A 25,199-nucleotide genomic window follows, 5' to 3' on the forward strand; every position below is an offset into this window, starting at 1 on the left:
CAAAGCAGCAAACGCAGGAAGAGGGTCTTGGAAGCCAATAAATGGCAGCCAAGGCCCTCTTGCCGTATTTATGAGCAGAATATGCCGGCTTCTCTAATCCAAGCTCAGGAGGACCAGACCGAATCGTCTTGGTCGTCTCGGTAGTAGTCGTCCACATCGTCCGAGTCAGCAGAGTCATCGCGCCGGGCGTCGCCACTGCCTTCCCCACTGTCGCCAAGAGCCTTATTCCAGCGCTGATCATCGTCAACTACTGCCGAGTCAGCCTCGTCGTTAATGGTCTTCATATCAGCTGCAGAAAGCTTGTATTCCGGCAGCGATCCGTCGATATAATCGCGTACTGCTACGGCCATCGAAACGTCATGACCGGCTTTTTCTGCTAAGAGCCAGCGGCGGGTGAGTACTTCGTGGAAGAACTGGGCCGGTTCAATCTGACTGCGATATTCTGCTGGAATCATGCGTACCGTGGGCTCAAATACTTCTCGCATCCAGTCGGTAGCCACGATTTCCAAATCCTCGCCCTGCCGCCAAGTGGAAGTGCGGTACACGTCTAAGTCGTTGAGCAAGCGCCGGGCTTGGTTCTCCTGCACGTCCAATCCAGTTAAGCGCAGCAGCTTACGGGAAGCGTAGCCAGCATCGACCACGCGCGGGCGCACCAAAACGCGGTTGCCGTCCTCGTCTGTCTTCATTTCGAGCTCGTCTACATCAAAGCCCAAATCGTTGAGCTTATTCACGCGCTTTTCAATCTTCCACATCTCGTCGGGGCTGAAGGATTCCGCATCTGTGAGCGCAGACCAGAGCGAATGATAGCGCTCAGCCAAACGATTACCGACTTCTACCTCGTCTACGTCAGAAGAGAGTAGATTGCCTGAGTTCAAATCCATCAGTTCGCCAATAATATTGGTGTGAGCCAAGTCAATATCGTATTCGCGCTGCCCGTCGGTGAGCGTAGGATAGAGGGCACCGGTCTCAGCGTCGACCAGGAAGGCCGCGAAAGAATCTGCATCGCGCAAGAACAAGACGTTAGACAGGGACACATCGCCCCAATAGAAGCCGCCTAGGTGCAAGCGCACTAGGAGCACTGCTAGGGCATCTATGAGACGCTCAGCGGTGTCTGGGCGCAGGTTGCGGGCGAAGAGCGCGCGGTAGGGCAGTGAGAACTTGAGATGCTTGGTCACCAATATGGCTTCGAGCGGCTCTCCGGCGCTATCCCGGCGGCCGGTTACCACGGCAATGGCCTGAACGGTAGGCAGGTTCAGCTTTTCGAGCTTGCGCAGGAGCTCATATTCGTGCTCGGCCACTTGCTGGGTGATTTCCTTCATGGCGTAGACTTCACTGCCAACGTGCACGAAGCGCACTACGTGGCGGGAAATACCTCGCGGCAGGTTGGCTAGCAGCTCTTGAGGCCAGGTGGCAAGCGGCTTCTCCCAAGGTAGGGTGAACATTTTGGGATTTGAGCTAGCCGCAGTGATGCGCAAAGCCTCGGGAGCCCTGTCGTAAGCAGAATCTGCGGGCGACTGAACGGAAGTAGCTTGCATAGTACGAGGATCCATTTGAGCCAAACTCCTCTGTTGCGCTGCTGCACGCGCAGGTTGAAACACAGTTGTATTCACCTTGTTCATAGTTCCTAATCTAATTGCTGCCCATCCCAGCGGCAGTATTGGTTGCACCTATAAACAATGTGGCCTCGTGCAGCTAGTGCACAAGGCCACTGACGCGGGCTTCATTCACTACTATGCCCGCAAACTAGCTGGGGGCCAGCAGTCGCGAAACGCTAACCCCGAAACGCTAGTGTCTACTAGTTCAAGCGCAGCTCAGTCGATGGAGAGAAGAGGTGCATCTTAGCTGGGTCAATGTGAATCTTGACCACGTCACCAACCTTGGGCAGCTGACGAGGGCTGACACGAATCGTCGTCAGCTTATTCTGGTCAGACATAACCGTTGCCTTCTGGGCAGGGCTATCGTCGGTCATGATGTTGCCGTAAATGTAACCGTCGGAGCCCAAATCCTCAACGTTAGCTACCGAAAGCGAGAAGGCATCGGAATCGCCTTCGCCGGCGAGAGTTGCATCTTCAGGGCGGAACCCGACTACGATGCGACCGTTGTCTTCGGCGGTGAGCTTGTCGACAGCTTCGCGAGGCAAGCTAATCGTGTCTTCACCAATCTTGGCCTGACCGTTGACGACCGGGTGGATGTTGATGTTCATCGAAGGCGAGCCAATGAAGCCGGCCACGAACACGTTCGCAGGCTTGTCGTAGAGCTCGGTCGGTGCGCCAACCTGCTGAAGAATACCCAGCTTGATGACGGCGATACGATCGCCCATAGTCAGAGCCTCAGTCTGATCGTGGGTCACGTACAGGGTGGTGACGCCCAACTGACGCTGGAGGGCGGCAATCTGCGTACGGGTCTGCACACGCAGCTTAGCGTCCAAGTTGGAGAGCGGCTCATCCATCAGGAAGACCTTGGGCTGACGAACGATAGCGCGGCCCATCGCCACACGCTGACGCTGACCACCAGAAAGAGCCTTGGGCTTGCGGTCTAGGAACTCAGTCAAATCCAAAATCTCAGCGGCCTTCTCAACGCGCTTGCGGATTTCGTCCTTAGGAGTGCCGGCAATCTTCAGCGCAAAGCCCATGTTGTCGGCCACAGTCATGTGGGGATAGAGGGCGTAGTTCTGGAAGACCATTGCAATATCGCGGTCCTTGGGCTGCATGGTCGTGACATCCTTGCCACCAATCATGATGCGGCCCTTGTTGACCTCTTCCAAGCCTGCCAGCATGCGCAGCGTCGTTGACTTACCGCAGCCAGAAGGTCCAACGAGAACTAGGAATTCACCGTCTTTGATTTCCATGCTCAAATCGTCTACCGAAGGCTCCGTATTGCCCGGGTAGATACGAGTTACATGGTCGAATACCACTTCTGCCATTTTGTTTATCCTTTCATCGGCAGGTACGTGCCGAACGATCCGTAGTGAAGGGTTTCACTGTGGTACCGCCTCGAAACCTAGCCACCAGTGGCAGGCCGCGTAACGGTTCTTTAATTATGCGGTTAAGAGAAAACTCTCCCTTGAGCCAATCTCAGTATACACCCTGAAACTATGAGCATTCGCCGTAATTTCAGGGTGTGTTGAGCGATGAGAGGTTATAGATCCTGCTTGAAGATCACAACTCCATTGGAATCTAGCTTGGCTCTGCCGCTCTCAACGTGAGCTAACGATGCCATCAGAGGTTCACCCTCGGCGGTAGCTTCAATTTCGTGGTCGGCGCGATTAAAGAAGAAAACGAAGCGACTGACACCATCTTCACCCTCGCGTTCCACCCGCAGCAGGTCACCGCTAGCATTCTCATCGGAAGCAGCAAGACCCATGGCTTCAAGCAGCTCAGGCAAACTCTTGTCTAAGCCCTCGCGCCCTAGTTTGCAGCCCACATAGGCAGCTTGGCCCTCGCCAAAATCATTGACCGTAATAGCGGGCAGACCATCCATACCCGTGCGCTTAGGAGCTTGGAAGCTGGCCAGAATGCGAACGCTGGACTCGACCGAAGTAATGACGTCGGCCATATCGTGGGCCACTGCCCCGTTGCTCAGCTCTAAGTGGTCCAAGCAGCCCTCGCCCTGGCCCATCGGCGCGAATTCTTCCGAACGCACACCTACAACGTCTCGGATAGAACCCGGATAGCCGCCCAACCAAATATGGTCGCGCTCATCGCTAATGCCGGTGTAATAAGTCACAAATAGCTTGCCGCCTGCCTGCACAAAATCACGAACCCGCTGCGAATTAGCTTCGTCGAGCAAGTACACCGCGGGGAGCACGGCCGCTTGGTAGGAATCCCAAGGCCCTGCTAGGGGCACCACGTCTGCGGTAATGCCTTGGTCAGCAAAAGCGCGGAACCAGTCCAGCGGCTCACTCCAGTGGCGCACCTGCTGGGAAGGCGTGGCCGTGTGCTCACTGGCCCACTCGCTCTGGTAATCGTGCACAACAGCGACCTGCGATTTCACCAGTTTACTGCCGATTAGCCCCTGCTCGGAAAGCAGTTCTAAGTCCTTTCCCAGCTCGCATACGTCTTGGAACATCTGCGAATCTTTGCCCGCGTGAGGCAGCATAGCTGAATGGAATTTCTCCGCTCCAGAACGCGATTGCCTCCACTGGAAGTAGCAGATAGCATCCGCGCCAAAAGCCAAGTGCGCCAAGGAGTCGCGTACCAGCTGGCCCGGCTCTTTGCGGTAATTGATAGGCCGCCAGTTGACCGCACCGGCGGAATGCTCCATTAACCACCAAGGTTCCTTGCGCGCAATGCCATCGACCAAGGAGGAGGTGTAAGCCAACTCGTCGAAGTGCGACTCGCCGGGCGTGAAGTAGTGGTCGTTTGACACGAAATCGACTTCACTGGCCCAGTCATCGTAATCCAGATTCGAGCCCTCAGCTGAGACCATGAAGTTAGTAGTAGCAGGCAGGTCGGGCGTAATCTCTTGCAAGCAGTCGCGTTCGGCTACGTAGAAAGCCTTGAGCGCATCTGAGCTGAAGCGCTTGTAGTCCAAGAACTTGCCCGGATTCATGAAGTTGTATTCACCAATGAAACGCGGGGGCAGAATCTGGGTGAAGTTGTCTAAATGCTGAGACCAGAAGGCCGTTCCCCAAGCCTCGTTGAGCTCCTCGATAGTGCCGTAGCGCCGCTTGCACCAGTCTTGGAAGGCGCGCATGGCATCGTCCGAATAGTCAAAGCGATTGTGGCAGCCATACTCATTGCCCACATGCCAGCCCACGATAGCGGGATTGTCTTTGTAATGCTCGGCAAGAGCCCGGCAAAGTTTAAGAGCATAATCGCGGTAAATGGGGCTGGTGGGCCTCCAGTGCTGGCGAGCGCCCGGCCAAACCACATCGCCACGCTTATCGCGCCACAATACCTCCGGATGCGATTGAGTAAGCCACATGGGCGGTGAGGCAGTAGCAGAAGCCAGCAAAACACCTATGCCCGCCTTATAGAGCTTGGCAATAATGCGATCCAGCCAGTCAAAGTCATAAATCCCCTCGCGAGGTTCCAACTTCGACCAAGAGAAAATTGCCAGCGAAACTACGTTGACGCCAGCCTCTCCCATCAGTTCAACATCTTCATCCCAGACCTCTTCAGGCCACTGATCGGGATTGTAATCGCCTCCGTACCAGATCTTGCTCGGCTGCCCCTCAAGAGGCTGGGGCCAACGATACGCTCTACGCTCTGCCATCGGTATACTCCTTTAATCACTACGCTGTGTCTCTTGTTACTTACTTGCAGAACACACTTACCAATTTAGCAGCAGCCGCTGGCTTTTATATGTTCGCGCAAGGGGTCACAATAGAAGTATGAGTAAAGTAGACGCGCTGAATTTGCAGGCCGGCGATGTAGTAGGAGGCTATACCCTCGTAGCGCCCCTAGGCGGTGGAGCTATGGGTTCAGTCTGGCGGGCCCGAGACGATGGCGGACAAGACTACGCCATAAAAATATTGAGGGATTCCTTAGCCGACGACCAAGAAAACGGTCCAGCCTCAGAACGGGAGCGCGCGGAACAAATTTCGGCCCGAGAACGCCTTCGCAGAGAAGCTTTAGCCCTACGACGCATCAACCATCCAGGTGTCTGCCAAATCGTGGACATGGAGCTAGACGACTCCCTAGCCTTCATTGTGACCGAACTTATAGAGGGTCTCAACCTTCGCGACGATGTAGCGAAAAACGGCAGATACACTGGCGACGACTTGGAACGGTTGGCGCAAAAGTTAGTCGATGCAGTGCAGGCAGTACACGCCGCGGGCATTGTGCACCGAGATATTAAGCCTACTAACGTCATGATTTCTGCTTCAGGCCCGATTTTAGTTGACTTTGGTATAGCTATGGGCGAGGGTGAAAGCCACGTGACCCGCACCGGGCTCGTAATGGGCACGCCCGGTTTCATAGCACCGGAAATTATAGATGGCGACGAGTCGGATGAGCGTTCGGACTGGTGGAGTACTGCTGCTGTGCTGGCGTATGCAGCTTGCGGCAAACCAGTTTTTGGGGCCAAGCCCATGATGGCTGTCTTGGAACGGGCAGCTTCGGGCAGCGCCGACTTGCGAGGCCTACCTCCGCGCACTATGGCCGCATTCAGGGCCGCTTTGAGCCCCAAATGCCAAGATCGCCCTGACCCGCAGAATCTCTTAGACGCTATTGCTACTGACGCGCTAGACGCTTCCGCTTGGCAGGCAGCCGACGAGGAAGATGGGGATGATTCCGGCGCTCTCGGCGATGCCGCGTCCGTCGAAAGTGAGGCTTCCACCGAGGTGGTGCGCCCTTTTGGCATAAGCTCTTCGGCTGATTCCGGCTCGGACCAGCCCACCCAAGCGTTTGCAAGCCGAGAAGCCTACCGCTCCAACCCTCGGCTGGCTTGGAATCAGGCTCCTACGCAGGTTGTAGAGCAGGACGAGCGTCAAGGCGGCGCTCATACCTCGGTTATGCCTACTCACACGCGCGTGATGCCCACCAATACTGACTACGAAAGCACCGCATCGGATTATGGCGACAAGCAGGACTACGAGGGAGCAGAGGGCCAGACTAGGGCGCTGCCGGACTCTTGGGGGCAGCCGTCGACGCAAACCCAACCCTTAGAAACTGCTAGAAACCTTCGAGTACCGCTCGCAGGTAGCGACCAGAGCTTGAGTCCCGACGACACTATGCCTGCCGCCGTTCCCCTCGAAGCCCAGCCCGGCATGGCGGTTTACACTCCCCCACCGCAAGCATTTATGCGCCGCCAAGCCTATCTGTCACGAGGGAAAGTGGTGCTCACCTTCATCGGCCTAGTGCTGGCAGCGCTCGCGAGTTTTCTGCCGCTTGCATCCCTGCTCATAGCTGGCGTAGTCCTTTGGGCCTTATGTGCTTCCGGCTTGAGTCGAGGTGGGCAAATTGCCCGCGAACTCAAGCGCGGCGGCGGGCGCAAAACCAGCGATACAGCCCTAAGTTTGGCGGCGATACCTTGGCAGATTGGCAAGAGCTTCGTGATGGCTCTGCCCCGCCTCGTAGCCATGCTACTTATATGTGCTCTCGCGATGCCTTTAGGCGGTTGGGCCTTAGGACTACCGCTTGCTACTGGCTCCATCACACTTGCCGGCCTCACCCTGCGCTTGCCACTATTAGCTGGGTCGGCTTGGTCTATATCCGGCCTACTGGCAGCTGCTTGTATGCTCTTTAGCTGGCTACTAGCTATCTGCTCTGGCCGAAAGCCCCAAGATACTTATACTGCGAGCGCACCGAGTATCCAAGATTGGCGACTTGCTGTGCTTTTAGGCGCAGGAGGACTCGCCGGGTGGGTCCCACAAGAAGAGGAAGGGTCTGAATCGGGCGTATCTCAGCACAATCGCAGACGCCTTCTGGTACTGGGAGCCGTGTGGCTACTATTATTTGCGCTTATAGCAGTATTCATCGTTCGGCAAACCCCCATGGATTGGTCACCGTTACCAATCGCCAGGCCACTTCCGTAAGAAAATTCCCAGTCCGTGCGCAATTGGCGTAAACTTCACCCTCATTCGCTACACTAAGTGACAACTTCGGTGAAAGGATTGTAATGTCCAAACAGCACTCTGATAGGGCCCAACGAGAGCAAGCAGTACGCCCCAACGCGGGCAGTAAGCGAGCGCAAAAAGAAGCTCAAGAGCGTGAGCATCAGGCCCAGATGGAGCGTGAGGGCCGCCAGCAGACCCTAATCGGAGTTATCGCAGCGCTTGTCATCATTGCCCTCATAGCCGTTGGTGGCTTCTTCTATTGGAAGTCTCACCGCCCCGACCCTCAGGAGTCGCCCTCCTCCATGCAGCAGGCGTACGATGCTGTCCAGCAGGTAAAAATCAAGCCTACGGGTGCCAATAAGCAAGGCGGCTTCTTAATTTCCAAAGATGGACTCGATAAGCCTGTAGCGGGCGCGCCTACGGTCGAAGTGTATATGGACTTTATGTGCCCAGGCTGCGCTTCACTCAACCGCACGCTTGACCCCACGCTCAACAAGATGCTGGATGCGGGCCAGCTCAACCTTGATATTTATCCAATGAGCTTCATGGATCGCCTCACCACCGACGAATATTCGGCGCGCGCAGGCTCGGCAGGCATCTACATATTGGAACACGACAGCAAGCACTTCATGGCTTACATGTCTAACCTATTTGCCAAGGATTTCCAGCCCGATGAAAGCAAATACAAGCCCGTCTCTGATGATCAGATTAAAGAGCAAATGCTGAAGGCTGGTGTAAGCGAGCAGGTGGCCAATGAGGCGCTCAAGGGCCAGTACAAGGAGTGGCTAACTAAGATGAACAAGTACACGCCTATGCGTGAGGAATTATGGAACACCACAGGTCAGAATAAGGGTTCTATGACTACACCCACCATGCGTATCAACAACCACTTCTGGGCCGTTACCACGCCATCTAGCGCCAACATGGACGATGTAACAGGATTCCTTAAAGCAATCGGCCTTCCGGCAGACCAAGTTGGGCAGGCTGGCAAAATGCCTTCCATCGGCGATTCAGGAGCCCCAATTGCGCTCACAGCGAGTTCCAAGTAGACACTTGAGCAAATAGGGATTTGTATGCTATTGTTGGCGACTTCGCCTGCTCACAGTTTGACCCATCAAACATGCTAGGCGGGGTTGCCACACACTGGCATCCCAATTTATAATTAAAGATAGTGATGCTGTCTGATCGGTAACTATGATCGTTCGGCCCCGGGGGACGGAAGACGCATTTTATTTTCTAGCTAAATGTTGGCACGTCGGCACGAGAAAATAGTATGCTTAGCGTATACATAAAGTGCGCTGGATAATTCTGCGCTCATTCGCCTCCTTAGCTCAGTTGGCCAGAGCAGCCGCCTTGTAAGCGGCAGGTCGTCAGTTCGAATCTGACAGGAGGCTCGCATGGAGTTTCCGATATATGCCCGTTCTTCCTATGGACGCATACGGAACTTCCAGCAAGTCACACAGGTATCCCTCATAGGGACGCTAGTACTTATATAGACTTCTCTCGAGTAAGATTCTGGAGGCTCCGGCCTCTGGAGGGCGAACGGAGCGCTTTCCCCAACCAGCTCCGTTCGTTTGCAGGGGCGGGAATATCCCCTTCAATCCCGCCCCTGAATTCTTTTTTTCATCACTTTTATTGCAATTGTGCATGTTTGCCACCGCTTGGCGGATTTGGGCACATGGCAGCGCCTCCTCCGCTACAGTCTTATATGACGCTAACGAGGAGGAGTACCAATGAGCAGACGGTGGACACCGCAGCAATTCATTATTCGGCGCCGTATTCGCGTCGTAGCTTGCGCTGTTGTAGTAGCACTTTCTATGATTGCCTCTTTTGCTTTCACCGCCCGCAAGTCGGTAGCGCTCACCGTCAATGGCGAGACCCGGCAGGTCACTACCTATGCTTCAAGCGTAGATGCCCTCCTCAAGCAGGAAGGCATCACCAAAAAATCTCACGACTTAGTCGAAACGTCTGCCAACGGGCAGTTAGCCAACCACGGAACTGTAACCGTACAGTCCGCCTATCAGACCACCATCAATATCGATGGCCAAGAAGTGCCCTTCTGGACGACAGCCAGCTCGGTAGATCAGCTGCTCGAATTCTTTGAGGTTAACCGCCTCAACGCTGCCAAGGTGAAGGTAGACGTAAAGAACGTATACAACCAGCTCACCGGCGGTCTTGCCATCAACCAAGCAGGCCCAGTCACCGTTGTAGCCGATGGCAAAGAATCTGTAGCGCCCAACGGTAAGCTCCCAGCAGCTTCTATCCTCGATTCCAAGGGTATTGTGCTTGGCAAGGATGACCGCGTTTCAGTGGAAAAAGCCGATGACCAAACCGTATTGCGCGTCCAGCGAGTTACGCAAGGCCAGACCACGCAGCTAGTCGCTATACCCTTCGGCACCCGCACAGTAGTTGATACCTCACTAGCCCCAGGGCAAACGGTAATCCGCCAGCAAGGCCAGAACGGGCAAAAGACACAAACGTATCAAACCACGTTTGTGGACGGCGAAGCTGAATCCTCGACGCTAGTACATGAAGAGACCAGCAGCCAGCCCATTGACCAAGTTATTGCAGTTGGGCCAGATAAGGTAGCGGTCGAATCCAAGCCGAGCGCGGAAAAAACCGCAGCCAATCAAGAAGCCGCAGAAAAGGCGAAGGCTGACAAGGCTAAAGCAGACAAAGAACAGGCGGATAAGTCCAAGGAAGAAGAAGCAGCAAAGGCGAGCGAGGCAGCACAACCCACTGCAACGCCGTCGCAAACCCCGGATTCAAGCCCTGCGCCATCGCAAACGCAAGCTCCAGCACCGGCTCCAGTTGCGCCTGTGCAGCCAGTAACGCCCGCTCCAGCTCCAGCTCCAGCTCCAGCTCCAGCCCCAGCCCCAGCCCCTGCACCTGCACCGGCTCCTGCCCCTGAACCAACAGGAAGACTATGGCACCCCACCGTTGCCCAGGCGCAAACATACGCAGGTGCGGCAGCTGCTCAGCGCGGCTGGACTGGCGCAGATTTCAATGCTCTCATTACACTTTGGAACCACGAATCCAGCTGGAGATGGAATGCTGAAAACCGAAGTTCAGGAGCTTACGGCATCCCACAATCTTTACCGGGCAGCAAAATGGCAACATTCGGCGAAAATTGGCGAGATGATGGCGCTGTGCAAATCGACTGGGGCTTGGATTACATCGCATCAGTTTATGGATCGCCAAGCCGGGCATTAGAAAAGTTTTATAGTCGCAATCCTCACTGGTACTAAAGCAAGCACGACGGTAATGACAGATACTACACACGCAACCGGCACCCCAGAGCAAGAAGCCCTCGCATCCCATGAAGGCAGCCAGCTGCTCGGCGCCGCGGATATACGTCTCTTGGCCCAAGAAGCGGGCGTGAGCCCAACTAAAAAGTTGGGGCAAAACTTCGTTATAGACCCAGGCACGGTCCGCCGTATAGTACGGGCTGCAAACTTAGGGCCTCAAGCCCAAGTTATCGAGGTAGGGCCAGGCCTGGGCTCACTGACATTGGGGCTTCTGGAAGCTGGAGCGAGCGTCAGCGCCGTAGAAATCGACCCTCGCTTGGCGGCCTTCCTGCCCAGCACTGTTGATTCATACATGCCCCAGGCCGCTGACCGCTTGGAAGTCTTAGGGCAAGATGCTCTAACGGTGACTCCCCGGAGCTCGGCCAAGTTAGCCGCAGCTAGCGAACTCACCCTCGTTTCTAACCTGCCCTACAACGTAGCTACCCCCATCATTTTGACCTTGCTTGAGCGCTTCACAACCCTCAACTCCTTCTTAGTCATGGTACAGAAAGAGGTTGCCGACCGCCTCGTAGCCCGCCCTGGCAGCAAAATTTACGGGGTGCCTTCCGCCAAACTCGCTTGGTACGGTCGGGCTAGTCTCGCGGGCAACATTGGGCGCAATGTCTTCTGGCCGGCCCCAAACGTTGATTCTGCCCTCGTCTCCTTCACGAGGCAGGCAGACGGGCAACTTACACAAGGCGCTCAGCGTGAGCAGGTCTTCCGATTAATCGATGCCGCCTTCGCCCAGCGCCGTAAAACCTTGCGAGCTGCCCTCCACGGCGTGGTGGATGACGAAGCGTTTGCCCAAGCTGGCATCGATTCAAAACGCAGAGGCGAGACACTGACCATCCAAGAATTTGCACGACTGGCCGAGTGCTCAGAGTCACCAGCGCAGGCTAAAGTAGGGAGCAGCCAAGTACTAAAAGGGGTTGAGCTATGACGTTTCCCGATGCCCTCGACGAGCGTGAAGCCCGCCGCCAGTTCGTTCGTCGCCGTCAAAAGATGGTGTTTACTATCGCCATCAGCACCTTGGCAGTCATCCTCGTGGTTGCTCTAGTTTTCACCCTTAGTGCTGTAAGGCATTCTAAGAAGCAGACGCAGCAAACGAAGCCTAACTATGGCATTGCTGCACCCTGCGCTCCAGCTAACGCCACGGTGCTCAACCATCCAGAAGTCCGCGTGCGCGTACTCAACGGCACCAACAAGACTGGCTTGGGTAGTGCAGTGATGAAAACACTGCGAAACCGAGGTTTTAACATGCAGGGTGCCGGCGATTTTGCTACCAAAACGGAGCTAGCTCGTACCGAAATCCGCTTCGGGGCCAACGGCATCTCCCAAGGCTACACGGTTGCAGGGCAGTTCAGCGATGCCATCATGCGCATGGATGACCGGCAAGATGACCTCGTAGACGTGGTCATTGGTGCCACGTTCAATGACTTAGTCAAGGAAAAGCAGGTCGTCGGCGTGGGCAAGCCCATCGAATCCTTCAAGGAATGTGTGGCAGATCCTAAGACGATGAAGGATCTGCCCAAGTTCGAGTAGCTTTACTGCTGCTGAGCCCACCAAGATTCAAGCTCCGCGCGAGCCACCTGCTCGTCAACCGGGCCCTGATCTAGGCGATAGTCCAGCATATGCTTGTAGGCTTTGCCAACCATTGGGCCGGGTGCAAGACCTAGGATTTCCATGATTTGCTGACCGTCCAAATCGGGGCGGATAGCGTCCAAGTCTTCCCTTTGTTTGAGCTCTCGCACCCTATCTTCCAGCTCATCCATAGCTGCGGAAAATACCTGCGCCTTACGCTGGTTGCGAGTGGTGGCATCTGCCCGGGTCAGGCGATTCAAACGTTCAAAGAGCGAACCCGTTTCCTTGGCATAGCGCCGCACAGCCGCATCGGACCACCGCTCATCTACATATCCGTGGAAGCGCAAGTGCATGGCAATCAAATCGCACACATCTTCGATAAGATGGTGGTCAAAGCGCAGAGCTTTCAGTCGCTTGCGAGCCATTTTGGCACCGACCACATCGTGATGGTGGAAACTCACCTTGCCGCCAGACTCAAAACGCCGGGTGGCAGGCTTGCCTATATCGTGTAAGAGGGCCGCCAGTCGCAAGGTCAAGTCTGGAGCAGGCACAGGGCCGTCTGGGCCGGTTTCTAAAGCCACAGCGCGATCTAAGACCATCAGCGAGTGTTCATAGACGTCCTTGTGCCTGTGGTGCTCGTCAATCTCCAGCTGCAGGGCTGGTACCTCAGGCAAGACGTAGTCAGCTAAGCCCGAGTCCACCAACGATTCGACACCCTCGTGCGGGTGCTCACTGAGCAAGAGTTTGGTCAGTTCATCGCGCACACGCTCTGCTGAAACGATGGTGATACGCTCGGTCATGTCGCTTAGCGCTTCCGCGGTCTCTGGGGCAATACGGAAGCCCAACTGAGCCACGAAACGCACTGCTCGCATCATACGCAAGGGATCATCGTCGAATGACTGGCGCGGATCTACCGGAGTGCGCAGAACTTGCTTGGCTAGGTCATTCGTACCGCCGAAGGGGTCCACAAACTCCAAATCTGGCACCCGCAAAGCCATGGCATTAACGGTAAAGTCCCGGCGAGAAAGATCACCTTCGAGGCTGTCGCCATAGTTTACTTCGGGCTTGCGAGAGTCTGGCTCATAAGTATCGGAGCGGTAAGTAGTAACTTCTACCTTCACCTCAGTGCCATCTGGACGGCGGCGCAATGCTCCGAGCGTACCGAATTTGCGGCCCATATCCCAAAAACCTTGCCCCCACTTGTGAAGGATTGGTTCAAACTCTTCCGGGCGCGCAGAAGTACAGAAATCCAAGTCGTGAGAAGGGCGGCGTAAGAGAAGGTCACGTACTGGCCCCCCAACTAGAGCCAACTCGTAGCCTTGGTCTGCGAACAAATGCCCCAGCTCTATCGCCTCAGGCCAAACCTCAAAGTCCACAATCACCCTTTCCGCGTATACTTGAAACCACGCCAACAACCGCAGCGTGAGTAGTGTATGTGTCTACCAGCTTACCGTCACCCCACCTGCACATTACTTTACGTAAAGTGGAAGTATGACTACGCCTACCGATCTTGCGCGCATGATGTCGCGCCACGCCAAGGGTCGGGGCAACCATGCCAACTCGCAGGAAGAAACCGACCGCCTCTTGCACACTGTAGGCGAAGATGTGGATTCCGCGCTTGAATATATGTCTGAGGGGCCCGGCCAAAGCCGAAAGCCGGAAAGCACCTCAGCAGAAGAGGGCATAGACCTGGAAGCAAGCGCAGACGAGGTTGAAGCGGAAGGCCCCCAAACCGGCCAACTCATTAGCGTCAGCATCCGCGAGCCTTCCGCCGAAAACAACACAGACGCAGACGCAGACGCAGACATGCCCACTCCAGCTGTAATGCCTCAACACAAGCAGGAAACCGGCCCTACGTCGTTTGCCTCACTTGAAACGCAAGACCTACCGGTCGTGCGCGAATACTCTGCTGGCGGCCTCATATTTGATGATTCTCACCGGGTTGCCATCATTGCCCGCCACTCGCGCTCAGGGCATTTGGAATGGTGCCTGCCCAAGGGTCATATCGAAAAAGGCGAAACGCCGGAGCAAACAGCAGTACGCGAAGTACACGAAGAGACAGGAATCCTAGGCGAGGTAGTCGACTCCATCGCCACGATTGACTATTGGTTTACCGGCACGAATCAGCGCGTCCACAAGCTCGTGCACCACTTCGTTTTGCAGCAAACTGGCGGTGACCTGACAGTTGAAGGTGACCCTGACCATGAGGCCGAGAATGCCATTTGGGTCAAATTTGAGGATCTGGCAGATGTACTCTCCTACCCTAACGAACGCAAAATCGCATGGCTTTACGCCAAGAAAACGAAGAATACGGATGACTGATAGCCACAGCCAAGCAGTTACGAGCTACCAGCAGATAGGCAGCGCCCCGCAAAGAGTAGGGCTGCGGGCGTATTTTGGCATACACACCAGCACGTGCACCAGTGCAATTCTAGGTTTTCTTCTATGTCTGTGCAGCGTGTTTGTGGGATTACCGCAGACGCATGCAAACCCAGCCTCAGGCGATGGTGTCTACCCTGCTGCCGATGCGCACAAGAGCGCTAGCGGTCGCAATCGTGACCAGTCAGGCATCAAACTCACCCTACGCTCCTCCACCGCGGTAGTCTCAAAAACTTCCGGATACACCGTCAAAGTAGCAATTACCAACACTTCGGACCAGGCCAGCGGTGCGGGCACCTTAAGCGTCGACACCAACGCCCTCTACACGTTTAGCTCACGCATCGATATGCAGGATTGGGCCGATGGCGGCTCCCATATCCCCACGCCCAACCATTTAGTCAGCCAACACGTAGATTCTATACAACCAGGCCAAAGCCTAGAAGTCACGGCGAGCGCGGCCGCCGACCAAGAGCAACTCGCAGCCATGAATACTTGGGGCCCCAAGCCGCTGCTCTTAACATACTCCAACGATAAAGCTACAGATTCTGGCAAACCCTTACTGGGCGAAGCTACCACCTTCCTCACCCGCTCGTCCGATGGATTGACTACCGCTCAAACTCCGCCCATGTCGATAAGCATGCTGCTTCCATTGGCCTCGACTGGCTGGAGCCTTGATCAAGACAAGGTAAAGCAGTTGATGACTGGTCAGCAAAACAACAAGCAAAGCAGCAAGTCAGAAAAAGAGAGCACCGAGAATCACAGCCAGCAAACTCCTTCAGCTTCAGCTAGTAATTCGCAAAGCGCTTCGCGCTGCCAGCCCACGCAATGTACGGTCGATTCACAGCAAGACAACAGCCAGAGCAAGAACTCACGGGCAGAAATTGCCACTCAGACCCAAAAAGTCGTGAACTTGAGCCAGTCGGCCATCAAACAGCAGGAGCATCAAATCCAGCTTTTGGAGCACCATAACAAGCTCAATACCTTGGCTGACCCCTTATACGTCGGGTACTTTAACAGTCACGTGCGCGTTGACGCGGGTATGCAGCCGGGAGCGTTCGACATGAGCACGTATTCCAATCAGGATGCAGCTCATTACAATTCAGCAGGCGTTGAAGACGAGGATTGGAACGCGCAAACCGCCAGTCACGAATTGCAAGATAGCCTCGGCGACAATACAGATACGAAGCCGGTCTATGCTTTACAAGGCCACACAAGTTGGTCGCTTGACTCGCTGACTCAAGCCAGAAAACAGGGCTACACCACAGCAGTAGCTCCCTTAGGGCTCGACGCTGACTCCGGCACATCCGCCCACACCAGCAAGTACACCGTGCCCACAGATGCTGGAGAAATCACAGTATTATCGGCTCAGCAGGAATTGAGTACACTCGCCCAGGGCGAGCCTACCTCTGCCAAGGCCGCTTCCGAGCAGTCCACAGCTGGCCAAGTGGCGCGTTTCATGGCCCAGAGCGCTTTTTACCAGATGGAGCAACCCTACGCTGAACGAGCCCTTCTCGTGTGCTTTGGCAACAATCAAGACACTGGTGCAGCCAGCATGCTCATGGACGCAGTGGAGGCAGCTTCTTGGCTGCAATTAGACAATCTAGACACCCTGGCCAAGGCTCAACCCTACGCCAAAGGCGACCAAGCACGCGAGCTTATTGCTCAAGAGAGCAAGAACGGCAGCGACAAGTCGAAAGCTGGCAGCTTGGACGGCACGCTAGATTCACTGACCGCCAGTCGCAAAGATATAGAACGATTCGGAACGGCCATGCTCGCCAAGCCCAAACAGACCAATTCTTCCCCATCTGCTTCCTCTGGTAAGTCCGATGCACAAGCTTTGGCCCGGCAAGATGCCACCGACACTGCGCGGCGCTCTGATGACCCCCGGGAATGGTTGCAGTCAGTCACGCAAGTCCACGATACACTCGCTTTGCATGCTCTTTCTTGTGCCGACAAGGCCGGTGGCTTGGCAGACGCGGCCCGCACCCTCGCCGACCAACTGCTCAACGGAGTGCAAATTAAGCCGAGCGAATCGGTCACCATCGTGAGCGAAACAGCTAAAATGCCCGTCACTCTAAGCAATAGCCACCCTTATCCTGTAGCCGTGCGGGTGAGTTCCAAGACTGATTCTATGGAAATTGTAACAACGCGCACCGCCTATGCAGTGATTCCAGCAAATTCAGAAACGCAGGTCACCTTCACAATTCGTGTGGCAACGGCAGGGCAGGCAGACGCAGAAATCGCACTGGTAGACCAAGATGGAGTCCCCTTCGGACAAACCCGATCCACCCACATCACTTCAAACCTGCGCCTGAGCGACATGAGCGGCCTACTTATTGTAGTCTTAGCCTTGCTGTTTGGCGCTCTAGGCCTCTGGCGGCAATTTACCCGTAAGAAGGATCCTGACGAATGAGGCTGAGCCGGAACGCGAGGACAGAGGCAGGGACTACAGTAGAAACGGGCAATCAGGAGGAGGGGCAGATGACTTCTCAGAGCTCCTTGGCGGCGTCGCGCACGGCAGATAGCGCAAGCAACTCGCAGGATTCAGCTAATTCCGTAGGCCGCAATTCGATTATTATGGCCTCCGGCACAGCTGCCTCGCGCATAACTGGTCAAATTCGCACGATTCTCCTTGCCGCAGCTATTGGGACAACTGGCATTGCAGCAGATGCTTACCAGACCGGTGCCATGATTCCGCAGGTCATGTTCACACTCATTTCCGGCGGCATTTTTAATGCAGTTTTGGTGCCACAAATCGTGCGTACCCTCAAGGAAGAAGATGCCGAAGACCGCTTAAACAAGCTGATTACCGCTTCGGTAGCCTTGCTGGCAGCCTTGACTTTTGTGCTCATGCTCGGCACTTCCGTTTTGACATCCATATACCTTAATTCCAAGTGGAACTCAGCCCAGCGCGCCTTGGCCAACGCATTCACACTCTGGTGCATGCCGCAGGTCTTCTTCTATGGCCTCTACACTGTCTTAGGCCAGATTTTGGCCGCGAAAGGACGATTTACCGCCTACGCTTGGTCATCTGTAGGTGCCAACGTTATCTCCTGCGCGGGCTTCCTCGTATTTATCGCCATGTTTGGCAACGCACAAAAGCAGCCCATGGATTTCTGGTCCAATAGCAAAGTCGGCCTCACAGCTGGCGCTTGGACCTTAGGCGTTGCTTTCCAAGCTCTTATCCTCTTCATACCGCTCATTCGCTCGGGCTTCGTATACCGCCCGCGTTGGGGTCTCAAAGGTATTGGGCTGCGCTCTATGGGCCCGGTCGCGGCCTGGAGCCTAGGAGTTGTGGTCATCGATCAGCTGGCGAATATCGTCAACGCCCGCATTACCAACGGCGCTCCCCTGGAGGGCAATCCCTTCGACATAGCAGGCAATGGCTCTTACCAAAACGCCTATACTCTCTACATGCTCCCCTACTCGCTGATTGCGGTCTCTGTTTCAACCGCCATCTTCCCCCAGCTTTCCCAGGCTATAGCCGAGGGACGCATAGGTGATGCGCGAAGCTCTTTGAGCCGGGCTCTGCGCAACGTCGGTCTCATGATGTGCTTCTTTAGCGTGGTCATGCTCGTTATTCCAGTCCCTATCATTCGAGCCCTACTTCCCTCGGTCAACGTCCACGAAGCCGTGCTGATTTCCGGACCACTTTTGGGCTTAACGGTGGGCCTTGCTGCGGTCTCAGCATTCTTGCTTATTCAGCGCACCTTCTACGCGTTTGAAGACGGCAAGCAGCCCTTCATTTTTGCCGCAATTTCCAACACTATTCAAGTGGTTATTGTGTTGGTTGCTGTCCGCTTGGCTCCTCCTCAGTATTGGACAGCTTTCGTTGGGCTCTCTATGGCTCTGAGCAACATCATCTCCTTCCCGCTTCTAGTACACATGCTCCGGGGGCGCTTTGAAGGCTCGCTTGACGGCAAGCGGATAGCTGGCGTATACGGCAAAGCCTTACTCGCAGCATTGATTTCGGGAGCTGCAGCCCTCCTGCTGAAGACTCCAGTCACACGCTTAGTGGGGGCTCAGATTAGCGAGCGACACGGCCACATGTCTTGGGTTCAGGCCGTAATCATTTGCATCGTTATAACTGCCGTGGTGACTGTCATCTATTGCTTGGTCTTGTATGCTTTGCATACTGAAGAACTCACAGACTTCCTTGGGGCTCTGGCCCGACGGCTTGGTTTAGCGGAGCGTTTCGGACTTCCTGCGTCTCGAACCGGTTCGATATTGGATGAGGCGGGCCTAGCAGTCAAGGCTCAAACCCAACCAGCGCAAATCGCCCAGCAAGCAGGTCGAGTGGTTCGCTCCTACACCGAACCCGCCGGCAGCGATGAGATGGAAGGTGCGCTCGAACAAATAGAAAACGCTGCCATTGCAGATGCCGGCAGCATGAATCCGCGTGCTTTCAACCAGCCGCTTCGTATTCCTCCCAAGTATCCACCTCGCCCGAGAGTCAGCCGCCCGACCTCGCTAAGGCCAGCAAATCAACTGGAATCCGGCTCACTACCTGCCAGTTTCCAATCAGGCTTCCCAACAGAGACCGACGGCGCGCAGTCATCTACTACTAGCAAAGCCCCAGTGAGCCAACTTGAGACAGACTCAGTCAGTCAGAATCCAGCGATTATGAAGCCACAACTTTACGATATTTTGCTTGGGCGTTATCAACTTACCACGATGCTCAAGCGAGAACCAGGCTTAAGCGCTTGGGAAGTGAACGATCAGGTACTGGGCCGCCGCAGCCAGCTCTTCATCGTCCGCGATGCCGATGTTATCGGAACGGTTAATATAGCCGCATCTGCGCTAGCCCTATCTTCACACCAGCAATGCACACCCGTCTACCAGTTACACACCCGGGACGGCATCTCTTTAATTGTGACCGCTCTCGATGCCGGTAGTTCCTTACGCAGCTTTATCGAAGACGCTTCCATCCCAGCGCCCAGCTACAAAGCGATCCGCACCATCATTGCGCAGAGCGCCCAAGCACTCGCGACATTGCGTAAGCTGGGATTGACTCATTTACGCATTTCCCCAAGTTTGATTCGCTTAGTTCCCGCTGGAATCACCCTTGCCGATGCTCCTGTTTTCCCTGTTATCGAGCCTTGGCAGGTTGGCCCTGGAGTTGATAGGAGTGGAAGCGAAGAAATGGTAGTGCGCCAGCTTTCTGGAGTACTCTACGCCTTGCTCACAAACTCTATGCCACAGTTCGGTACTCAGCCGCTTACGCTCGATGCGCTGCCGCAAGATACCCCAGAGGAGTTCCGCATTATTTGCTCGCGGGGACTTGAGCTGGAATCGCCGCAGGGGCGCACACCTATTCCACTGGTCACATTGGCTGAGTTAACCGCACTCTTAAGCCCTTGGACACCGCCGGAAGAGCTCACAGACGCAGATATAGCGTGGCCTAAGCCCGGGGGCGAAGCGTCCATACAATCCGCACTCATCACTCCGGTTTCCGACCGTAAACTACTACCTTTCCCTGAGGCAATTCGTTTATCTGCACAGGCAGCAAATCACCAAGCTGAGCCAAGGTGGGGCACGAATCAGCTACTCTTCCCCGAGCGCAGTGAAGTGGAATTGCTCAAGCCCAGCGACACCGACACCGACCTCTTCTCCATTTTCGACGAGCGCCGAATACAAAAACGTCAACCTCACCAAGCTCAACCGGGGCGGGCACAAGGGATCAGCCAACCTACTCAGGCCGTAGATGTTAGCGCGATTCGCAGGCCTGAGCTCCGCGCTACTGCAGGCGAAGGGCAAAAGCTGGCTCTGCCTCTCGCAGGTTCTCAGTCGGCAGAGGCGCAAGCCGGGCAGGACGTCAAACAGACAGGGCAGTCAGATCGCACTCTTCTCAGCAAGCAGAGCCTTCCCGCATCCGCCTTGCCGCCAAGTTTCACGCCTCAGCGCACAAGCGCGGGGGTGGGGAGCGAGTCGAGGTACGCAGTTCAAGCAAGTCAGTATGAAGACAATGAACGCGGTGAATGCGAAGACAATGACGAAGATGTAGCAGATGCTCGCCTCTTTGGCCGCTTCACTACCCGCTCAGTCGTAATTGCAGTAGCCGTTGCCCTAGTAGCTGTGGGATTGCTTTGGGCCACAACTACGCTTATAAACCATCGTAAGCCCAAGGTGGATACCACGGAGGCCTGGCCGCAAATCTCCGCTTCGCCCTTCCCTGAAAATGGCAGCAATGAGAACCTATCCAGCAAGTCCGATAAGCACGATTCCAAAGTCGCACAGGCGGTTCCGAGCCCTTACCAGCCCACTAATACCACCGCTTACCCGGTAGCCCGCCAGCTCTTCTTTAGCCACCCAGCGGGGCAGGATGGTATGGCTTGGTACGTACGCTTAGATGCGCCGCATGAGGTGTCAAAGCTGGAGATTTCCATTAGACAAGGTAGCGGTCATGGCCAAATCTTTGCCAACGCGACCAGCGCTCAACCCACGCTAGGCCAGTCCGTAGCCGAATTCGCTTTCGACCCTTCAGGAACCACTGTGGTCACTTTCAAGCGACCGGTAACCACGCAAGATTTGATTGTTTGGGTACCATCAGACGGCCTTCCCCAAGAAGGAACGCTACATTTTAACGATGTAAAAGTCTACTGACCCTGTACTGAATTCGTAAGTACTTGGCTGTGATGCGCCTGAGACAAGTTTTATGTAATACAGTGGCAAGGTGTGGGCAAGCTCACAGGCAACTTTGCCCCAAGCGCGAAAGGTGGACTCATGACGGACGATCCTAATATCGCCTCCACAATGATTACAAACGATCCATGGTTTGGCAGCTATGCCCAACGTGCTGAAACTATGCGAGCTTCCGAAATCCGCGCTCTCTTTGCCGTGGCCAACCGCCCCGAAGTCGTTTCGCTAGCTGGTGGCATGCCTTTCTTAGGACGCATGCCCTTCGACCAACTCGCCGATGAACTCTCCCAAATGCTCAAATCGCAGGGCGAGCAAGCCTGGCAATATGGCTCAGCACAAGGCGATCCGCACCTGCGCGAAGATGTCTTACCTATTATGGCCTTGGAGAGTATTACCGACGCCCAGCCCGACGATGTAGTTATCGTCAACGGCTCACAATCAGGCCTTGATCTCATTACTCGAATTATGTGTAATCCTGGAGATGTGGTCCTCGCCGAAGCCCCGAATTACGTGGGTGCGCTAGGCGTTTTCCAATCATTCCAAGTCGATGTCGTCAACGTCATGATGGACGCCGATGGCCTCATTCCTCAAGCTTTTGAAGAGGCTATCATTGCCCAACGCAAGCTTGGCAAGTGCGTCAAAATGCTCTACACGGTTCCCAATTTCCACAACCCTGCTGGCGTTACCATGAGCCTAGAGCGGCGGCCACAGGTACTCGAAATTGCCCGCAAATACCATGTCCTCATCTTGGAAGACAACCCTTACGGACTCCTCGGCTTCGATGGGCAAACATACCCCGCCCTGCGCTCGATGGACGCCGAAAACGTGGTCTATCTCTCCAGCTTCTCGAAAATCATCGCCCCTGGCATGCGTGTGGCTTGGATGGTAGCGCCTCCCGGCATTCGCCAGAAGCTAGTTTTGGCCAACGAATCAGCTATTCTCTGCCCCTCAAACATGAGTCAAATGACGATTAGCACCTACCTCGATAACTTCGACTGGCAGGCGCAGATTCGCGATTACCGGGGCATGTACCGCGAGCGCCGCGATGCCATGGACTCAGCCTTGAGAGAGTGCCTGCCCTCCTGCTCCTGGAACAAACCCGAGGGTGGTTTCTATATTTGGTTGAAGATTCCAGACGGGCTCAATGCTAAGGAGATGCTGCCGAGAGCGATTACCGCTAAGGTGGCTTACGTATCGGGCACAGCCTTCTACAACGATGGGCAAGGCAAGGACCACATGCGCCTCTCCTTCTGCTACCCTACCCCAGAGCGCATTACCGAGGGCGTACATCGCCTTGCAGGTGTGATTGACCGCGAACTTGAGACAGTAAAGCTCTTCGGCAGCCCTGAGCACGAAGGCCGACACAACAAGGACGGGCAGTAATATGGCATATTCCGAACAAGCTGGCAAGCACAAGGCGAGCGCTGAGTCTGCCGCCTCCATACTCGTTATTTGCGGCGGTTTGAGCCATGAGCGCGATGTCTCATTGAGCTCAGGCCACCGGGTTCAGGGCTTCCTCCAAAAGGCCGGCTGGAGCGTGCAGACCCACGATCTTGACGACACTTTGCTGGAATTACTCACTGATCCAAGCACCCGCCCCGACCTAGTTTGGCCCCTCCTGCACGGCGCCAACGGGGAAGATGGCTCTATCCGAGACATCTTGGAAATGGCAGACTTGCCTTATATTGGATCTCGAGCTAAGGCCTCTCGGACTGCTTGGAGCAAGCCTATTGCCAAGAACGTCGTGCGTAAAGCAGGCTTGTATACTCCTCATTCCGTTACGCTGCCTGAGTCAATCTTCCGCGAGCTAGGGGCGCGCCAAGTGGTGGATTTGCTCACGCAGTCGCTCGGATTACCCCTGTTTGTGAAGCCCAGCAGCGGCGGTTCAGCTTTGGGCTGCTCTATGGTGACGGAAATCGAGCAACTACCCCAGGCGCTTATCAATAGTTTCGCCTACGATCCAGTCGCACTGATAGAGCAGGCCGTTATCGGCACGGAAATCTCGGTCTCAGTTTTAGAGATTGACGGTCAACTACAGGCGCTTCCTCCGCTAGAGATTTGGACGCCCGACGGTATTTATAATTACGAGGCCCGGGTCAGTTCTGGACCTACCAAGTTCTACCTGCCAGCACGACTGAGCCCAGACCAGCTGGAGGCAGCTCAAGAGGCAGCTCTTACCGCCCATCGCGCGCTCGGATTGCGAGATATTTCTCGTTCTGACTTTATTGTCGACGAAGATGGTGTCGCACAATTCCTTGAGTCAAATGTGGCCCCGGGCATGACAGCTACTTCCCAGCTTCCTCAATCGGCCGTTGCTGCTGGTTTTGCTCTACCTGATTTGTATAGCGATTTGGTGCACTCTGTCCTTAGTCAAGACCGCTCAGAGGGGAGCCGCCGTTAAGGCATCTCCCCGGCCCGAGCGCCCCGCCACCCTCACATGGGCCATGGACTGGCCCTTAAGCCTCCTGTAAGGCCCGCACGCGGCTTTTAGTGACTATTTTCTGGCTCGCTTTCCACTAAAGATGTCTGCGAGGTACTGCTCTGACTGATTTTGGGGTCATCGCTCGGCCTCCAGAGTCTCCATGAGTGCCAGCTACCGTCAGGCTCATTTGCGTCATCCTCCTGCCGAGGAGGATTCTTTCGTAGAAGCTTACCTATCTTCCAGAGGGTCACAGACGCCACGATGAGCGTGCCAATATTGGTCAATGCCACTACTATGACGATAACCAGAGTCTTGCTGTCCATAACTCTTACGATACCCGCCCCCTCAACCCAGTCTTTCAGCCCACCGAAAACGGTCAGAGCAGACCGTTAAAGTGTAAGCATGAGTGAACAAATTCGCGACGTTATTGTAGTTGGATCTGGCCCCGCAGGTTACACGGCAGCCATTTACCTAGCAAGGGCCGGCTATCAGCCGCTCGTTATCGCCGGAGCCATTACCCCCGGCGGCCAGCTGGTCAACACGACCGAGGTTGAAAATTTCCCTGGCTTCCCTCAAGGCATTATGGGTCCAGAACTTATGGAGCAAATGCGTGAGCAAGCTGAGCATTTCGGGGCCCAGGTGGAATATGACGATGTTATCGAAGTCGACCTAACCGGTTCGGTCAAGACGGTCACGACAGATGCCGGAGAGCATTACAGCGCCCGCGCTATCGTCATCACCACCGGCTCCCAGTATCGCAAGCTCGAAGTTCCTGGCGAGCGCGAATATGCGGGCAGGGGTGTCTCTTACTGCGCTACCTGCGATGGTTTCTTCTTCAAAGACAAGCCGATTATCGTCGTCGGCGGCGGTGATTCCGCTATGGCTGATGCTGATTTCTTGACCCGCTATGGCTCTTCGGTAACTATTGTCCATCGCCGCGAAAGCTTCCGCGCCTCCAAGATCATGGTCGACCGCGCAAAGGCCAACGAAAAGATTTCCTTCGAACTTAATGCTGTGGTCAGCGAGATTCATGGTGGCCCTCAAGGCGTAGAATCCGTTACCGTGCAAGACACCGTCACCGGCGAGACTCGTCAGATTGATGTTAACGGCATCTTTGTGGCCATCGGTCACACTCCCGAGACCAGCTTCATCGAGGGCGAGCTAAAGCTCGACGAAGACGGCTACATAGTCGTCGAAGGCTCTTCCACTCAGACCTCGCAGCCGGGCGTATTTGCTGCTGGAGATGTAGTAGACAAGGTCTATCGCCAGGCCATTTCAGCAGCAGGCATGGGTTGTCGGGCCGCACTAGATGCTCAGGCTTACCTAACTGCATTAGAGTAAGATTTTCATACTATTCAAACAAACAGAGAGGCCGACTAGGAATTACCTA

Annotated in this window: 16 protein-coding genes and 1 tRNA gene; 12 read left to right on the top strand and 5 right to left on the bottom strand. The window is 55.2% G+C overall.

Translation table 11 applies throughout. The features are described from left to right. Positions 1-104 precede the first annotated feature (104 nt). From R8377_RS07655 to R8377_RS07665, 3 genes are all read right to left on the bottom strand, one after another. On the bottom strand, positions 105-1,550 hold the full coding sequence (locus R8377_RS07655; protein WP_317642905.1) for a DUF4032 domain-containing protein: 1,446 nt from the start codon (positions 1,548-1,550) through the stop codon (positions 105-107). A gap of 245 nt (positions 1,551-1,795) precedes the next feature. Next, positions 1,796-2,923, bottom strand: coding sequence for an ABC transporter ATP-binding protein (locus R8377_RS07660; protein WP_317642906.1), 1,128 nt, complete (start codon positions 2,921-2,923; stop codon positions 1,796-1,798). 215 nt (positions 2,924-3,138) lie between these two features. Continuing rightward, positions 3,139-5,217, bottom strand: a complete 2,079-nt coding sequence (locus tag R8377_RS07665) for a beta-galactosidase (RefSeq protein ID WP_317642907.1) — start codon at positions 5,215-5,217, stop codon at positions 3,139-3,141. Between the two features lie 118 nt (positions 5,218-5,335). On the opposite strand from R8377_RS07665, the gene R8377_RS07670 reads away from it, so the two are divergent. The 6 genes from R8377_RS07670 to R8377_RS07695 all read left to right on the top strand — a co-directional run bounded on the left by R8377_RS07670 (position 5,336) and on the right by R8377_RS07695 (position 12,330). Beyond that, positions 5,336-7,480 carry a serine/threonine-protein kinase gene (locus R8377_RS07670; RefSeq protein WP_317642908.1) on the top strand — a complete coding sequence of 715 codons (2,145 nt, stop codon included), beginning with the start codon at positions 5,336-5,338 and terminating at the stop codon, positions 7,478-7,480. 83 nt (positions 7,481-7,563) lie between these two features. Then, positions 7,564-8,550 carry a DsbA family protein gene (locus R8377_RS07675; RefSeq protein WP_317642909.1) on the top strand — a complete coding sequence of 329 codons (987 nt, stop codon included), beginning with the start codon at positions 7,564-7,566 and terminating at the stop codon, positions 8,548-8,550. Between the two features lie 271 nt (positions 8,551-8,821). Then, a tRNA-Thr gene (locus tag R8377_RS07680) sits at positions 8,822-8,895 on the top strand. Between the two features lie 339 nt (positions 8,896-9,234). Further along, positions 9,235-10,749 carry an aggregation-promoting factor C-terminal-like domain-containing protein gene (locus R8377_RS07685; protein ID WP_317642910.1) on the top strand — a complete coding sequence of 505 codons (1,515 nt, stop codon included), beginning with the start codon at positions 9,235-9,237 and terminating at the stop codon, positions 10,747-10,749. A 16-nt stretch (positions 10,750-10,765) separates the two neighbouring features. Further along, complete coding sequence (gene rsmA, locus R8377_RS07690; protein ID WP_317642911.1) at positions 10,766-11,728, top strand: 16S rRNA (adenine(1518)-N(6)/adenine(1519)-N(6))-dimethyltransferase RsmA; 963 nt, start codon at positions 10,766-10,768, stop codon at positions 11,726-11,728. Next, the gene (locus tag R8377_RS07695; protein ID WP_317642912.1) at positions 11,725-12,330 is read left to right on the top strand and encodes a LytR C-terminal domain-containing protein; all 606 of its coding nucleotides are present in this window, start codon (positions 11,725-11,727) and stop codon (positions 12,328-12,330) included. The genes rsmA and R8377_RS07695 overlap by 4 nt, the downstream gene beginning before the upstream one ends. Before the next feature lie 2 nt (positions 12,331-12,332). Here R8377_RS07695 and R8377_RS07700 read toward each other — a convergent pair whose 3' ends face one another. Further along, on the bottom strand, positions 12,333-13,745 hold the full coding sequence (locus R8377_RS07700; RefSeq protein WP_317642913.1) for a CCA tRNA nucleotidyltransferase: 1,413 nt from the start codon (positions 13,743-13,745) through the stop codon (positions 12,333-12,335). 115 nt (positions 13,746-13,860) lie between these two features. Between R8377_RS07700 and R8377_RS07705 the strand changes: the two genes are divergently transcribed. The 5 genes from R8377_RS07705 (at position 13,861) to R8377_RS07725 (ending at position 23,788) form a co-directional block, all read left to right on the top strand. Next, positions 13,861-14,691, top strand: coding sequence for an NUDIX hydrolase (locus tag R8377_RS07705; RefSeq protein WP_317642914.1), 831 nt, complete (start codon positions 13,861-13,863; stop codon positions 14,689-14,691). Continuing rightward, the gene (locus tag R8377_RS07710; RefSeq protein ID WP_317642915.1) at positions 14,684-17,161 is read left to right on the top strand and encodes a DUF6049 family protein; all 2,478 of its coding nucleotides are present in this window, start codon (positions 14,684-14,686) and stop codon (positions 17,159-17,161) included. Before R8377_RS07705 ends, R8377_RS07710 begins: the two co-directional genes overlap by 8 nt. Before the next feature lie 164 nt (positions 17,162-17,325). Next, complete coding sequence (locus tag R8377_RS07715; RefSeq protein ID WP_425605050.1) at positions 17,326-21,351, top strand: lipid II flippase MurJ; 4,026 nt, start codon at positions 17,326-17,328, stop codon at positions 21,349-21,351. A 120-nt stretch (positions 21,352-21,471) separates the two neighbouring features. Further along, on the top strand, positions 21,472-22,770 hold the full coding sequence (locus R8377_RS07720) for an aminotransferase-like domain-containing protein (protein WP_317642917.1): 1,299 nt from the start codon (positions 21,472-21,474) through the stop codon (positions 22,768-22,770). A gap of 1 nt (position 22,771) precedes the next feature. Next, positions 22,772-23,788, top strand: coding sequence for a D-alanine--D-alanine ligase family protein (locus R8377_RS07725; protein ID WP_317642918.1), 1,017 nt, complete (start codon positions 22,772-22,774; stop codon positions 23,786-23,788). An 86-nt stretch (positions 23,789-23,874) separates the two neighbouring features. Here R8377_RS07725 and R8377_RS07730 read toward each other — a convergent pair whose 3' ends face one another. Beyond that, positions 23,875-24,132: a hypothetical protein gene (locus R8377_RS07730; protein ID WP_317642919.1), complete on the bottom strand. Its 258-nt coding sequence runs from the start codon at positions 24,130-24,132 to the stop codon at positions 23,875-23,877. A 79-nt stretch (positions 24,133-24,211) separates the two neighbouring features. Between R8377_RS07730 and trxB the strand changes: the two genes are divergently transcribed. Next, on the top strand, positions 24,212-25,150 hold the full coding sequence (trxB, locus tag R8377_RS07735) for a thioredoxin-disulfide reductase (protein WP_317642920.1): 939 nt from the start codon (positions 24,212-24,214) through the stop codon (positions 25,148-25,150). Positions 25,151-25,199: the final 49 nt, after the last annotated feature.

It is taken from the genome of Bombiscardovia apis (assembly GCF_033095945.1).
Lineage (GTDB): Bacteria > Actinomycetota > Actinomycetes > Actinomycetales > Bifidobacteriaceae > Bombiscardovia > Bombiscardovia apis.

Coding starts and splice junctions, on each gene's coding strand:
- R8377_RS07685 (WP_317642910.1), top strand. CDS start 9,235: ATGAGCAGACGGTGGACACCGCAGCAATTCATTATTCGGCGCCGTATT.
- R8377_RS07665 (WP_317642907.1), bottom strand. CDS start 5,217: ATGGCAGAGCGTAGAGCGTATCGTTGGCCCCAGCCTCTTGAGGGGCAG.
- R8377_RS07675 (WP_317642909.1), top strand. CDS start 7,564: ATGTCCAAACAGCACTCTGATAGGGCCCAACGAGAGCAAGCAGTACGC.
- R8377_RS07660 (WP_317642906.1), bottom strand. CDS start 2,923: ATGGCAGAAGTGGTATTCGACCATGTAACTCGTATCTACCCGGGCAAT.
- rsmA (WP_317642911.1), top strand. CDS start 10,766: ATGACAGATACTACACACGCAACCGGCACCCCAGAGCAAGAAGCCCTC.
- R8377_RS07710 (WP_317642915.1), top strand. CDS start 14,684: ATGACTGATAGCCACAGCCAAGCAGTTACGAGCTACCAGCAGATAGGC.
- R8377_RS07725 (WP_317642918.1), top strand. CDS start 22,772: ATGGCATATTCCGAACAAGCTGGCAAGCACAAGGCGAGCGCTGAGTCT.
- R8377_RS07705 (WP_317642914.1), top strand. CDS start 13,861: ATGACTACGCCTACCGATCTTGCGCGCATGATGTCGCGCCACGCCAAG.
- R8377_RS07715 (WP_425605050.1), top strand. CDS start 17,326: ATGGCCTCCGGCACAGCTGCCTCGCGCATAACTGGTCAAATTCGCACG.
- R8377_RS07655 (WP_317642905.1), bottom strand. CDS start 1,550: ATGGATCCTCGTACTATGCAAGCTACTTCCGTTCAGTCGCCCGCAGAT.
- R8377_RS07730 (WP_317642919.1), bottom strand. CDS start 24,132: ATGGACAGCAAGACTCTGGTTATCGTCATAGTAGTGGCATTGACCAAT.
- R8377_RS07695 (WP_317642912.1), top strand. CDS start 11,725: ATGACGTTTCCCGATGCCCTCGACGAGCGTGAAGCCCGCCGCCAGTTC.
- R8377_RS07720 (WP_317642917.1), top strand. CDS start 21,472: ATGACGGACGATCCTAATATCGCCTCCACAATGATTACAAACGATCCA.
- trxB (WP_317642920.1), top strand. CDS start 24,212: ATGAGTGAACAAATTCGCGACGTTATTGTAGTTGGATCTGGCCCCGCA.
- R8377_RS07670 (WP_317642908.1), top strand. CDS start 5,336: ATGAGTAAAGTAGACGCGCTGAATTTGCAGGCCGGCGATGTAGTAGGA.